The 11,997-nt window shown below is 74.1% G+C and carries 12 protein-coding genes; 7 read left to right on the top strand and 5 right to left on the bottom strand.

The features are described 5' to 3' along the window. Positions 1-393: 393 nt before the first annotated feature. Complete coding sequence (locus tag IF55_RS21585) at positions 394-1,638, top strand: SAV2148 family HEPN domain-containing protein (protein WP_030887788.1); 1,245 nt, start codon at positions 394-396, stop codon at positions 1,636-1,638. A 175-nt stretch (positions 1,639-1,813) separates the two neighbouring features. Further along, positions 1,814-2,608 (top strand): exonuclease domain-containing protein, encoded by a 795-nt coding sequence (locus tag IF55_RS21580; RefSeq protein WP_048832274.1) that lies wholly within the window; start codon positions 1,814-1,816, stop codon positions 2,606-2,608. Between the two features lie 45 nt (positions 2,609-2,653). Here the strand turns inward: IF55_RS21580 and IF55_RS21575 are convergent, their stop codons facing one another. Then, on the bottom strand, positions 2,654-3,259 hold the full coding sequence (locus tag IF55_RS21575; RefSeq protein WP_030887794.1) for a TetR/AcrR family transcriptional regulator: 606 nt from the start codon (positions 3,257-3,259) through the stop codon (positions 2,654-2,656). A 99-nt stretch (positions 3,260-3,358) separates the two neighbouring features. On the opposite strand from IF55_RS21575, the gene IF55_RS21570 reads away from it, so the two are divergent. Together IF55_RS21570 and IF55_RS21565 are read left to right on the top strand one after the other, a co-directional pair. Next, positions 3,359-5,134: an FAD-dependent monooxygenase gene (locus tag IF55_RS21570; protein ID WP_030887798.1), complete on the top strand. Its 1,776-nt coding sequence runs from the start codon at positions 3,359-3,361 to the stop codon at positions 5,132-5,134. 110 nt (positions 5,135-5,244) lie between these two features. Then, positions 5,245-5,598: a hypothetical protein gene (locus IF55_RS21565; RefSeq protein ID WP_030887802.1), complete on the top strand. Its 354-nt coding sequence runs from the start codon at positions 5,245-5,247 to the stop codon at positions 5,596-5,598. 121 nt (positions 5,599-5,719) lie between these two features. On the opposite strand, the gene IF55_RS21560 is transcribed toward IF55_RS21565, so the two are convergent. The 3 genes from IF55_RS21560 to IF55_RS21550 all read right to left on the bottom strand — a co-directional run bounded on the left by IF55_RS21560 (position 5,720) and on the right by IF55_RS21550 (position 8,026). Beyond that, on the bottom strand, positions 5,720-6,211 hold the full coding sequence (locus IF55_RS21560; protein WP_030887805.1) for a DinB family protein: 492 nt from the start codon (positions 6,209-6,211) through the stop codon (positions 5,720-5,722). Between the two features lie 59 nt (positions 6,212-6,270). Continuing rightward, positions 6,271-6,897 carry an SAM-dependent methyltransferase gene (locus tag IF55_RS21555; RefSeq protein ID WP_030887808.1) on the bottom strand — a complete coding sequence of 209 codons (627 nt, stop codon included), beginning with the start codon at positions 6,895-6,897 and terminating at the stop codon, positions 6,271-6,273. A 172-nt stretch (positions 6,898-7,069) separates the two neighbouring features. Then, positions 7,070-8,026, bottom strand: coding sequence for a phosphotransferase enzyme family protein (locus IF55_RS21550; RefSeq protein WP_398243851.1), 957 nt, complete (start codon positions 8,024-8,026; stop codon positions 7,070-7,072). A gap of 198 nt (positions 8,027-8,224) precedes the next feature. Here IF55_RS21550 and IF55_RS21545 point away from each other — a divergent pair, with 198 nt between their 5' ends. The 3 genes from IF55_RS21545 to IF55_RS21535 are packed head-to-tail and all read left to right on the top strand — an operon-like array spanning position 8,225 to position 11,279. Beyond that, on the top strand, positions 8,225-9,127 hold the full coding sequence (locus IF55_RS21545) for a carbohydrate ABC transporter permease (protein ID WP_030887813.1): 903 nt from the start codon (positions 8,225-8,227) through the stop codon (positions 9,125-9,127). After that, positions 9,124-9,981, top strand: coding sequence for a carbohydrate ABC transporter permease (locus IF55_RS21540; protein ID WP_030887816.1), 858 nt, complete (start codon positions 9,124-9,126; stop codon positions 9,979-9,981). The genes IF55_RS21545 and IF55_RS21540 overlap by 4 nt, the downstream gene beginning before the upstream one ends. Continuing rightward, positions 9,981-11,279, top strand: coding sequence for an ABC transporter substrate-binding protein (locus IF55_RS21535; RefSeq protein WP_030887820.1), 1,299 nt, complete (start codon positions 9,981-9,983; stop codon positions 11,277-11,279). Before IF55_RS21540 ends, IF55_RS21535 begins: the two co-directional genes overlap by 1 nt. A gap of 87 nt (positions 11,280-11,366) precedes the next feature. Here IF55_RS21535 and IF55_RS21530 read toward each other — a convergent pair whose 3' ends face one another. Then, a complete protein-coding gene (locus IF55_RS21530; RefSeq protein ID WP_030887822.1) occupies positions 11,367-11,948 on the bottom strand; it encodes a TetR/AcrR family transcriptional regulator in 582 nt (193 codons plus the stop codon). Between the last annotated feature and the right edge of the window lie 49 nt (positions 11,949-11,997).

Here is an 11,997-nt window from a genome sequence, read left to right as displayed (position 1 = left end):
CCGGGTGACCCTCGGACAAATGGGTGGGGCCCGGACACCGGCCGGCCGCCAGGGCGGGCGCGGCGTCGGCCCCGCTCGTACGACGGTCGTGTGCCCGCGCCTGTACGGCGGTCGTGTGCCCCGGTCCGTACGACGGTCGTGTGCCCCGGGTCGTACGGCGGGACGCGGTCTCCGGGGGGCCGGTCGCGGGTCCGCCCTACCCTGTACCGCCGTCTTCGGCCGTCCATGACGGGTAGCCGCTATGAATCCGCTCACTCCTCGCGCCGGCTCCGGCGGCAACGGGCACCGCGCGGCGGAGAGTTGGCGGAGGACTGCCCCCATCGGGCTGCACCGCACTCCCGCCGCACAGTAGTCTGCCTTGATCGTTGGACGGGGGCGGAAGGCGGTGCACAGGTGAGCTCGGGCGGGTTGGAGCTGCCCCCGGGAGGCGAGGCTTCCGAGGGGGACGGCTCGACCGACGCTCCACCCGGCGCGGTGTCCCTGGCGCGGCCGATGGAGATCGGCGCGGAGCTGGACTGGGGCGCCGACGCGTGGAGCGAGGTGCGTACGCGGGCGCGGCGCGCCGGACGGGCCTACATCTGGCTCAACCTCGTCGAACAGCGGCTGCGCGCCGTCGTCGCCGCCGTGCTGCGGCCGGTCTACGAACCCGTGCACGGCGAGGAGGAGTGGGTCGTCGCCGCGGCCGGGCCCGCCGGACAGGAGTGGGTGCAGCGCGCCGCGGCCGTACGGGAGGTGAGCCGCCGCAAGGGCTATCTGCTCGACCCCGCCGACGACAACGTGCTCTCCTTCCTCACCCTGCCCCAGCTCCGCGAACTGCTCGTACAGCACTGGCCCTGCTTCGAGCCCTACATGGACGACCGGCGCGAGCTGGAGCTGGCCCTCGACGAGCTGGAGGTCTCCCGCAACGTCGTCTCCCGCAACCGCGCCCTGTCCGTCACCGTCCTCGCCCAGGCCGAACGGGCCGCCGCCCGGCTGCTGGAGATCCTTGGTACCGGCGCCCGCGGTCCGGGCGCGGGCCGGCTGCCCGTCGACGCCGTGGAGGACCTGGTCGGCGACCGGTACGCGGACGTCATCGGCGTCCACGCCGACCGGGTGCGGCTCCAGCGGCAGCTCCCCGTGGAGGACCTTTTCGGCAACGCCCGCCGCCTCGATGCCGTCGGCATAGGGCTCAACCTCCTCGTGCAGAACTACTCGGGGCGGCGGCTCGTACGGCTCGCCGAGGCCGGCTGCCGCTCCCGGCTCCTCTTCCTCAACCCCGCGAGCAGCGCCGTACGCCGCCGGGAGCGCGAACTCGGCATCAAAAAGGGCGAGATGAGCCGTTCCGTCGAGATGAACATCATGCACATGCGGCGGGTGCGCGACCGGCTCCGGGACACCGCCGCCTTCGAGATCCGCGTCTTCGACGAGACCCCGCGCTTCACCGCCTACCTCGTCAACGGCGACGGCGCGGACGGCCTCGCCGTCGTCCAGTCCTACCTCCGCAAGGCGCGCGGCATGGAGGCGCCGGTGCTGGTGCTGCGCGGCGGGGGGCGGGAGAGGGACGTGGTGCGGGAGGACCAGGACGCCGACAACGGGCTCTTCGCGACATACCGGGAGGAGTTCGACGGAGTGTGGGCGGACTCGCGGCCGGTTTCGTAGAAGTGGCGGTGCGTCGGCGGCGGGGCGGCGGCGGGGGGTGTTCCGGCAGCGCCGCGTCTGACGTGCAGTTACGGGCGGCCGCACCGTCGGGGCGCCGGGGGCCCGGGGGCATTGTCAGTGGGGCATGCGAGGCTGGGGACCAGTCGGGGGAAGCACCACAGAGGAGGGGGCCGCGATGAGCTGGTACCGCGGGACGCTGACCGGATTCGACCTGGAGACGACGGGCACGGACGTCGAGCACGACCGCGTCGTCACCGCGGCGCTCGTCCGGCTGGAGCCGGGCGGCGCGGTCGCGGGGGAGCGGACCTGGCTGCTCGACCCGGGCATCGCCATCCCCGAGCAGGCCGCCGCCATCCACGGCATCTCCACGGACCGGGCCCGCGCCCATGGTTCACCGGCCGCGACCGCCATAGCGGAGATCGCGGAGGCCGTCGCCGAGGTGCTGCGCGCGGGCGCGCCGCTCGTCGTCATGAACGCGCGGTACGACCTGTCGCTGCTGGACCGCGAGTGCCGCCGGCACGGCGTCGAACCGCTCTCGGAGCGGCTGGGCCCCGGCCCGTGGCCGATCGTCGATCCGCTCGTCCTGGACAAGTACGCGGACCGGTACCGCAAGGGCAAGCGCACCCTGCAAGCGCTCTGCGCCCACTACGGCGTGGCGCTGGACGCCGCGCACCGCGCGGAGGCCGACGCGCTGGCCGCCGCCCGTACGGCGCGGCGCGTGGGCGAGACGTACGCGCCCGTGGGCTCGATGCCGATCGCCGACCTGTACGAGCTCCAAGTCGCCGCCGCGGCCGAGCAGTCCGCCTCCTTGCAGAGCTATCTGCGCCGCACGTCGAACCCCGCCGCGTACATCGAACCGGCCTGGCCGGTCATCCCGTACGCGGAGGCCCGTCGCGCGGAGGAGCCGTCGGCGCCCGCCGCCGGTTCGATCCCCGCCCAGCGGATAGCCGGCCACCCCCGCGTGAACTGACGGCGCCTCGGCTCGTACCAGGGGCATGGGGGTTGCTGGGGTCGGTCAGGCCAGACCGTTCGCCAGCACCTCGAAGGCGGACGTCAGGCGCTCCCGGTGCGCTGCCCTGATCTCGGCGAGGTCGCCTCCGGCGAGCCGTCGGCGCGCCGTGTCGACGGCGACCGTGCGGTACGCGGCGACGATCAGCGCCGCGGTCAGCGCGCTGTCCCCGGTGAACCGGTCGTCCGCGTCGAGGGCGTCGGCCAGGGCGTTCTCGACCTCGTACGCGAACGCGCGGAACCGCGCGACGAGCGCGGGGGATTCCATCACGGTCCGCAGGAACGGCTCGGCTCCTTCGAGCAGCCCGGACAGCGGGTGCGGTTCGGCGGCGAGACCGAACGCGGCCTCGCGCAGCGCCTCGAAGGGGGTGACATCGTCCGCGCGCTCGCGGATCACCGTCCGCATGATGTCGATGGCGCCGGGGAGCCGGTCGAGCAGCAGGTCTTCCTTGCGGTCGAAGTGCGCGAAGACCGTCACCTTGGAGACGCCTGCCGCCGCGGCGACGTCGGCGACGGTCACCTCGTCGAACCCGCGCTCAAGGAACATCTCCGTCGCCGTCGCGGCGATGCGCGCCCGTGTCCGTGACCCGCCCCGGTCCCCTCGATTCGCCATACGAGAACTTTACCTTACCGAGTTAACCTTATCGAGTAAGCTTACTCAGTAAGCTTAGTAAGCCTGGTAAGGGAACCTGCGGGAGAACGAGGAACTGTCATGCAGCACACCACTGTGGTCGTCGTCGGAGCGGGGCCCACCGGCCTCCTGCTCGCCGCGGAGCTGGCGCTTCAAGGGGTGCGGGCGACCGTTCTGGAACGGCTCGCGGAGCCGGACCCGACCATCAAGGCCGGATCGATCAACATCGCCAGCGCCGAGATCCTGGACCGGCGCGGACTGCTCCCGGCCGCGGAGCGCGTCCAGCGCCGCCGGATGACATCGGTCGACGCCTTCGCCGGAGGGGCGTCGGACCGGACCGCCCCCGAGCCGGCGGACGTCCCCGAGTCGGCGGACGCCTCTGAGCCGGAGGGCGGGGCCGATCTGGCGGGCGGGGCCGGGCCGGCTGACGGGGCCGACCGGGGAGGGCAGTCGGACTGGCGCGCGTGGGCGCCCGGGAAGTTCCCGGCCTTCGGACACTTCGCCGGGATGCTGTACCGCGACGACCTGCTCGACCAGAGCGACCCCGTGCTGGCCGCGCACACGGCCGCGGTGGGCGGCTTCCTGGTGCCGCAGCACGATCTCGAAACGCTGCTCGGGGAGCACTGCGCCAGGCTCGGCGTCGAGATCCGCCGCGGCGTCGAGGTGTACGGCGTGCGGGACGGCGTGGGCGCCACCGAGGCGGCGGCCCCCGGTGAGGGGGTCGTGCTGGAGACCAGCGAGGGCGAGCTGAGCGCCGAGTGGATCGTCGCGGCCGACGGCGGCCGGAGCGTGCTGCGCAAGCAGGCCGGCATCGAGTTCGAGGGCACCGATCCCCAACTGGTCGGATACCAGGCGATAGCCGACTTCGACGACCCGAGCGGGCTGAGCCGCGGATGGACGTGGACGCCGCGCGGCATCTACGCGTACGGCCCGGTTCCGGGACGTATCCTCGTCGCCCGCTTCGGCCCGCAGCCGGAGGACCGGAACGCGCCGGTCACGGTCGAGGAGTTGCAGAGCGTCGTGCGGTACGTCACCGGAACCGAGGTGACCATCCGGGGCATCGAGGGCCGGGCGACCCGGTGGTCGGACAACGCCCGGCAGGCGCGCTCGTACCGGCGCGGCCGGGTGCTGCTCGCGGGCGACGCCGCGCATGTGCACTCGCCGTTCAGCGGCCAAGGGCTGAACCTCGGCCTCGGCGACGCGGTCAACCTCGGCTGGAAGCTCGCCGCGACGGTGGCCGGCTGGGCCCCGGACGGCCTGCTCGACACGTACGGGAGCGAGCGCCGGCCGATCGCGGCGTGGGTCCTGGACTGGACGCGGGCCCAGGTCGCGCTGATGCGCGGCGACGAACACACCGCACAGCTCCGGCGGGTCGTCCGCGGCGAACTGTTCACCGTGCCGGGGGTGATGAACCGCATGATCGCGCTGACCGCCGGGATCGAGCAGCGCTATGACGTGGCTGACGCGGCTGATGTGACTGCCGCGGCCGGCATAGCCGACACGGCCGCCGAGGCCGCGGCGCTGGTCGGGTCGATAGCCGGTGATATCGCGCTGGCGTCCGGAGGGCGGCTCGCCGACCACGCCCACGACGGCCGCTTCGTCCTCGTCGACCGGTCGCCCGGCGGCGACTTCGCCGCCGCGGTGGACCAGTTGAAGCCGCGGATCGCGTACGTCCCGGACCCGGCCTCCGGCCCGGCCACCGCCCCGGCGCCCGGCGGGTCCGCGGCGGAGCCGAGCCTGCTGGTCCGTCCGGACGGCGTCATCGCGTGGGCCGCCGCGTCATCCGACGCGGACGCCTCGGAACGGCTCGGCAGGGCGATCCGGCGCTGGATCGCGGGGGACGCTCCTGGCGCTTGACGGCGACGGCGTCGGCGACCGCGTCGGCGGGGGCGGGAGCGACACCGCAATAGAGTGAAATCGCGCGACAGTCCCAGGACTGAAGGGGGAGCCGGCGCACCATCTCCCTCATGGCCAGTATCTGCCCCCGCTGCACCAACCCTGAAGCCATCGCGGTTCTGGAGAACGCGGATGGAATCCATCTGTTCCCCTGCCTGTTCTGCGATGTCATCCCGAGAAGGGGGGCCACCGAGTATCCGCACGCGGTCAGCGCGCCGTGCGACGCGCAGCACTGCGACGGGCACGTGGAGGACCACTACGAGTTCGGGCCCGAGCGCACCGCCCCCGTGGCGATCTCCCGCCGCCCGTGCCGCGGGTGCGGCTCGACCGGGACGCGAAAGACGAAGGAGCCCCGCCGCGTCCCGGGATCGAGAACGCACCGTGCCCGGCCCCCGGCCGTGGCGGCCCACGAGCGGGGCCGCTGAGGGGGGCCGCGGGGGAAGCCCGGCCGTACCGGCTGTACGGGCCATTTGGGCCGTATGCCGGCGCCGGGGCCCGGCGGCAGCCCGGGGGACTGGCTCGCAGCCCCCTCGAAGCCCGGCCGCCTCAGCGCCCGGTGGAGCCGTCGATGAGTTCGCGGAGGATGTCCGCGTGCCCCGCGTGGCGGCCGGTCTCCTCGATCATGTGCGTCAGCGCCCAGCGCACGCTCGGCGCGCCGCCCGGACCCCCCGGCCGGGGGAGCGGCGCGCCGAGGTCGGCGCACGCGTCGAGGACGCCGTTCGCGCGGTCGACGGCCGCCCGGTAACGGGCGACGACATCGGCGACACTCACCCCGGCGGGGGCCCGGAGCGTCGCCTGCCAGTCGGTGACCTGCTCGCCGGTGAACATCGCGCTCTCGACGGCCGTCAGATGGCTGAGCAGGCCGAGCAGGGTCGTGCCGGACGACACCGCCGACATCCGGGCCTGCGGCTCCGGGGCGCCCTCGACCTTCGCGGCGACCGAGACGCGCAGATAGTCGAGGAAGCCGCGCAGGACATCGGCTTCGCTGTTCGCGGTGCGGGGCGGCGGCGTGTCGCCGCGGCGGCGGGCGGTGGGCATGGAGTGCTCCTCGGGCGGTGCTGATGGCGGGCGGTGCTGAAGGCGGGCGCGGCGGGGCGTCAGGCATCCCGCCGGACGAGGAGGACGTGGTCGACGACCTCGGCGGTGCTCCCGTCCGGGCGGGTCGCGATGCGGCGCGGTGAGTCCCCCCGTACGACCGTCCACCGCTCGGGGGCGAGCCGCATCGGCGCCACGACCTCCGCGGGGGCCGGGTAGTGGGTGTCCGGGTCCTGGTTCCACGACCACGGCGCCGTCGACCCGTGATCGACCACCAGCAGCAGGCCGCCCGGCCGCAGCAGTTCGGCGGCGGCACGCAGGATGGCCGTCCGGTCCATCGCGTACGGGGTGTGGAAGTAGTGGGCGTTGACCAGGTCGACCCGCGGGTCGGGCAGCGAGGCGCGCGCGTCGTGCTGCTCGGCGGTGATCCGGTCGCCCAGGCCGCGGGCGCGGGCCAGTTCGGTGAGGCGGGCCGTCGCCACGGCCGAGACGTCGAGGGCCGTCACCCGCCAGCCCCGCTCCGCCAGCCACAACGCGTCGCCCCCGCCCCCGCACCCGAGATCCAGCGCGTCCCCCGGAGACAGCTCGGAAACCATCTCGACAAGACGGACATTCGGCCGCGGATCGCTGGCCGCCGGCTGTTCCGCGTACCTCGTGTCCCAGAACGCCGCGGCGTCTACGTGCTCCATCAGAGTCGTTCCCCTCGATTTCGTGAGGGGCCAGTCATAGCCGACGCGCCCGAATACGGCACCCATCCATGCCGTTTCGGCAAGAAGCCCGGCCACCCTGCGGTGCCGGGCCATCCTGCGCTGCTCAGAAGGAGCGCTCGTCAGAAGGGGCGCTCGTCAAAAGGGGCGCTCGTCAGAAGGGACGCCAGCGCACCGTGGGGTCGTCGTCGCGGAGGGAGGCCACGCGGCGGCGGAATTCGGCGAGGGCGGCGGGGTTGCCGGGGGCGTGCTGGGAGACCCAGGCGCAGCTCGCGGTCTCGCGGGCGCCGCGGAGGACGGCGCAGCCGTCCCATTCGCGCACGTCCCAGCCGTAGACCGCGACGAAGTCGTCGTAGGCGGCGGGGTCGAGGCCGTAGCGGTCGCGGCTGAGCGCCATCACCACCAGGTCGTGTTCGCGCAGGTCGGCGGAGAAGGTCTCCAGGTCGACCAGGACCGGCCCGTCGGGGCCGACGTGGACGTTGCGCGGCAGCGCGTCGCCGTGGATGGGGCCCGGCGTGAGGTGCGGGGTCAGGGCGGCGGCAGCGGCGGCGAAGCCGTCGCGGCGCTCGCGCAGATACGCCGCGTCGGCCGGGTCGATCGCGTCGCCGGCCAGCCGGAGCCACCGCTCGACGCCGCCGAGCAGTTCGCGCCGCGGCAGCTCGCCGCCCGCCTCCGGACCCGGCGCCGGCAGCGCGTGGACCAGCCGCAGCAGGCCGGCGAGGTCGGCGGGGGCGGCGGGGCGTACGGGCTCGGGGAGCCGGTGCCAGACGGTGACGGGGCGGCCCTCGGCCGTACGGACCTCGGGCTCCGCGGCCCGTACGGCCGGGATGCCGCGCTCGGCGAGCCAGTGCGCCACCCGCAGCTCGCGCGTGGCGCGCGGCAGCAGCTCGGGGTCGCGCCCCACCTTGGCCACCAGGCCCTGCCCGCTGAAGACCGCGTTCTCGCCCAGCGCGACCAGTTCCGCGTCCGCGGCGAGGCCGGGCAGCCCCGCCGCCGCGAGCAGCCCGCGCGCCCGCTGTTCGGTGAACGGCGAGTCCGCCGAGCCCGCTCTCTCCGCTGCCGCCGCCGCGTCCGCCACGCCGTACCCTCCGTTGGCCATTGAGTCGATCACGTCAATTGTCCCCTCGCCGGCTGCGAGGACGCGTGGCGGGTGGTCGGAAACCACCGTGACCGGCCTCGACCGCCCCGCCACACCGGCTCACACCCTTGACTGCGGTACCCGCCCTCAGCACGATGACGTGGGCCCCGGACCGGGCGCCGCGCCCGTACGAGCCGTCGTCGCCGAGCCGACACCAAGGAGCCCCCTGACGTGAGCCTCGCGACAGCGCCCGGGCGGCGGCCGGCCGAGCCCGCGACCGGGCCGCGCGCCGCCGGGGGCTGGTTCCTGGTGCTGCCCGCGCTGATCCCGATCCTCGTGCTCAGCGTCGGCCCGCTGCTCTACGGCATCGCGCTCGCCTTCACCGACGCCCAGTCCGGCCGTACGGCGCCCACCCGCTGGATCGGCCTCCTCAACTTCCGCGACCTGCTGCACGACACCCTCTTCTGGGAGTCGTTCCGGGTCGGCCTGGTGTGGGCGGTCGGCGTCACCGTCCCCCAGTTCGCGCTCGCCCTCGGTCTCGCCCTCCTCCTCGGCCAGAACCTGCGGCTGCGCTGGCCGGCCCGGGCCCTGGCGATCGTTCCCTGGGCGATGCCGGAGATCGTCGTCGGCATCATGTGGCGGCTCGTCTACCACCCGGACGCGGGCATCCTCAACGAGACGCTCGGCACCGGCGTCGACTGGCTGGGCGGGCTGTCCACCGCGCTGCCCGCCGTCGTCCTCGTCGGCATCTGGGCGGGCATGCCGCAGACGACGGTGGCGCTCCTCGCCGGGCTCCAGAACGTGCCCGGCGAGCTGCACGAGGCCGCCGCCATGGACGGGGCCGGGGCCTGGCGCCGGTTCGCCGCCGTGACCTGGCCGGCCATCAGGCCCGTCGCCCTCGCCATCAGCGCGCTCAATTTCATCTGGAACTTCAACTCCTTCGCCCTCGTCTACGTCCTGACCAACGGCGGCCCCGGCGGCCACACCCGCCTCCCCATGCTCTTCGCCTACGAGGAAGCCTTCCGCTACGGCCAGTTCGGCTACGCGGCCGCGATGGGCTGCGTCATGGTCGCCGTCGTCGCCGTACTCCTCGCCTGCTACCTCGCGGGCCGGCTGAACGGGGACGAGCGATGAGCCCGCTGGGCCGGGGCCGCCCCGCACGGCGCGCCGCCACCCGCGCCGGCCAGTACGTCGCCCTCCTCTGCTACCTCGTCTTCCTCGCCTTCCCCCTCGCCTGGCTGCTCTCCACCGCCTTCAAGCCCGCCCGCGAACTGGCCTCCCTGCACCCCGGCTGGCTCCCCGACCACCCCACCCTCGACAACTTCCGGCAGGCGTTCGACGAGCAGCCCCTGCTGCGCGCCGCCCTCAACAGCCTCACCGCCGCCGCCTCGGCCGCCCTGATCGCGACGGTCGTCGCCACCCCCATGGCCTACGCCCTGGCCCGCCGCCGCACCCGGCTGACGCGGGCCGCGAGCGGCTGGGTGGTCGTCAGCCAGGCGTTCCCCATCGTGCTCGTGATCATCCCGCTGTTCCTGGTCCTCAAGGGCCTGCGCCTGGTCGACACCCTGCCGGGGCTGGTCATGGTCTACGTCGTCTGGGCGCTGCCGTTCGCGCTGTGGATGCTCACCGGGTACGTACGGGCCGTGCCGCGCGAACTGGAGGAGGCGGCGGCCGTGGACGGCGCGGGGCGGCTGCGGACCCTCACCTCGGTCACCGCGCCGCTGCTCGCCCCCGGCATCGTCGCCACCGTCCTCTTCGCGTTCATCACCTCCTGGAACGAGTTCTTCTTCGCGCTGGTCCTGCTGAAGTCCCCGGGCAAGCAGACGATGCCCGTCGTGCTGACCCACTTCATCGGCGCGGAAGGGGTGGCCGACCTCGGCCCGCTGGCCGCCGCCGCGCTCCTCGCCACCCTCCCCTCGCTCGTCCTCTTCGCCTTCGTCCAGCGGCGGATCACCGGCGGAATGCTGGCCGGGGCGGTGAAGAACTGATGCGCACGCGCCGCCTGCCCGCCGTATTCACGGCCCTCGCCTGCGTCTTCGCCCTTCTCCTGGGCGGCTGTGCCTCCGGTACGGACCGCGACGACGGCCGGATCACGCTGCGCTATCAGTCGCTCGCCTGGCAGGACGAGTCCGTGGAGATCAACAAGCGGCTGGTACGGGAGTGGAACGCCGCCCACCCCGACATCCGCGTCGCGTACGTACAGGGGAGCTGGGAGAGCGTCCACGACCAACTGCTCACCTCCTTCGAGGGCGGCGAGGCGCCGGACATCATCCACGACGCCTCCGACGACCTCGCCGACTTCGTGTACGGCGGCTACCTCGCCGACCTCACCCGCCTGCTGCCCGAGCGGCTGAAGGCCGATATCCCGCCGCGCAGTTGGCGGACCGCGACGTTCGGGAAGGGCGTCTACGGCGTGCCGTTCCTCCAGGAACCGCGCGTGATCATGGCGAACCGCACGCTGCTCAAGGAGGCGGGCGTACGCGTCCCCGACGCCGAACACCCTTGGAGCTGGCCGGAGTTCGAGGAGGCGGCGCGGCGGATGACGCGCGGCGGTACGTACGGCGTGGCCTGGCCGCTGAAGGACCCGGTCTCCGCGACGCTCAATCTGTCCCAGTCCGCCGGCGGCCAGGTCTTCCACCGGGGCGCCGACGGGAAGGCCGCCGTCCGCTTCGACGCCGCCGACCAGTACGTGCCGCGCGTCATCCGCGACCAGGTGGTACGGGACCGCTCGGCCGCCCGTACGACGCTGTCCATGGGCGGCGCCGACACCCTGCCGGGCTTCTTCGGCGGGAAGTACGCGATGGTGCCGCTCGGTTTCTCCTACCGCCAGCAGATCGTCCAGCAGGCCCCCGAGGGCTTCGACTGGACCGTACTGCCCGCGCCCGCCGGGCCCGGCGGCGAGCGGAGCCAGGGCGTGAGCCCGCAGACCCTGTCCGTGGCGCAGGACAGCCCGCACAAGGCGGAGGCCGCGCGGTTCATCGACTTCCTGCTGCGCCCGGCGAACATGGTGCGGCTCGCGAAGGGCGACTGGATGCTCCCTACGGGCGCCACGGCCCTGGCCGCCCCCGAACTGCGCGGCGCACGGCACGGCTGGGCCACGGGCACCGCCCTCGCCCACGACCTGCGCCCGGCCCCGGCCCGGTCGGTCCGCGGCTACCCGGAGTGGAAGGACAAGATCGCCACGCCCGCGTTCCAGGAGTACTACAGCGGCGCCATCGGCATGGGCGAACTGCGCCGTCGGCTGGTGCGGGACGGGAACCTGGTGCTGGCGCGCTACCAGCGGTGACGGCGGCGGGCGTACCCGGTGCGGATGTCCGCGCCTGGGGCCGCCGTCTCGGGCGCGGGCGGCGACGGGAAGGCGCGGCTTTGGCCGTCACGCGGTCGACGGTGCGGGGCGGACGCCTTCGAGCAGGGTGGCGAGGTAGCGGTGGCCGGTTGCGATCCTGTCGGCGGGGGTGCCGCCGTGGACGGCCACGGCGTGGGCGATGCCGCACATGAGCGGGACCAGGTCGCGGTCGGCGAGGTCCGGTCGGACGGCTCCGGCGGCGTGGGCCCGGCCGAGGAGTTCGGTGCCGGCCGTCGCGAGTGACGCTTTGAGTTCCGTGGTCCGCGGCAGGGCGTCCACGGCGGCGGAGGCGACCGGGGGCAGGGCGGCCTCGGTGAGCTGCGCTTCGAGGACGCGGGAGAGGAAGCCCTCCAGTGCCCGCCAGGGGTCGGGGTCGGCCAGGGCCTGCCGGCCGTGGTCGGCGAGGTCTTCGAGGCAGGGGGCGGCGACGGTCTCCAGCAGCGCCTCGGGGGTGGGGAAGTGCCGGTAGACGGTGGCGACCCCGACGCCCGCGCGGTGTGCGACGTCGTTGAGCTGGAGGGGGGTGCCCTGGTCGACCAGGGTGCGGGCGGTCGCGACGATCCGTTCCCAGTTGCGGGCGGCGTCCTTGCGCAGCGGTGCGCTCGTCATGGGAGGGGTCCAGGGTGCTCGTCTTGGTTCGCGGGCCGGTCCGGTGATC

This window comes from Streptomyces varsoviensis, assembly GCF_000718635.1.
In the GTDB taxonomy this organism is placed as follows: Bacteria; Actinomycetota; Actinomycetes; order Streptomycetales; family Streptomycetaceae; genus Streptomyces; species Streptomyces varsoviensis.
The sequence above is the reverse complement of the archived record's forward strand: the minus strand, read 5'-3'. Positions and strand labels throughout refer to the sequence as shown.

Bases quoted from the DNA above. Each gene is read 5' to 3' on its own strand.
- IF55_RS21580 (WP_048832274.1), top strand. From the start codon at position 1,814: ATGAGCTGGTACCGCGGGACGCTGACCGGATTCGACCTGGAGACGACG.
- IF55_RS21575 (WP_030887794.1), bottom strand. From the start codon at position 3,259: ATGGCGAATCGAGGGGACCGGGGCGGGTCACGGACACGGGCGCGCATC.
- IF55_RS21570 (WP_030887798.1), top strand. From the start codon at position 3,359: ATGCAGCACACCACTGTGGTCGTCGTCGGAGCGGGGCCCACCGGCCTC.
- IF55_RS21565 (WP_030887802.1), top strand. From the start codon at position 5,245: ATGGCCAGTATCTGCCCCCGCTGCACCAACCCTGAAGCCATCGCGGTT.
- IF55_RS21560 (WP_030887805.1), bottom strand. From the start codon at position 6,211: ATGCCCACCGCCCGCCGCCGCGGCGACACGCCGCCGCCCCGCACCGCG.
- IF55_RS21555 (WP_030887808.1), bottom strand. From the start codon at position 6,897: ATGGAGCACGTAGACGCCGCGGCGTTCTGGGACACGAGGTACGCGGAA.
- IF55_RS21540 (WP_030887816.1), top strand. From the start codon at position 9,124: ATGAGCCCGCTGGGCCGGGGCCGCCCCGCACGGCGCGCCGCCACCCGC.
- IF55_RS21535 (WP_030887820.1), top strand. From the start codon at position 9,981: ATGCGCACGCGCCGCCTGCCCGCCGTATTCACGGCCCTCGCCTGCGTC.
- IF55_RS21530 (WP_030887822.1), bottom strand. From the start codon at position 11,948: ATGACGAGCGCACCGCTGCGCAAGGACGCCGCCCGCAACTGGGAACGG.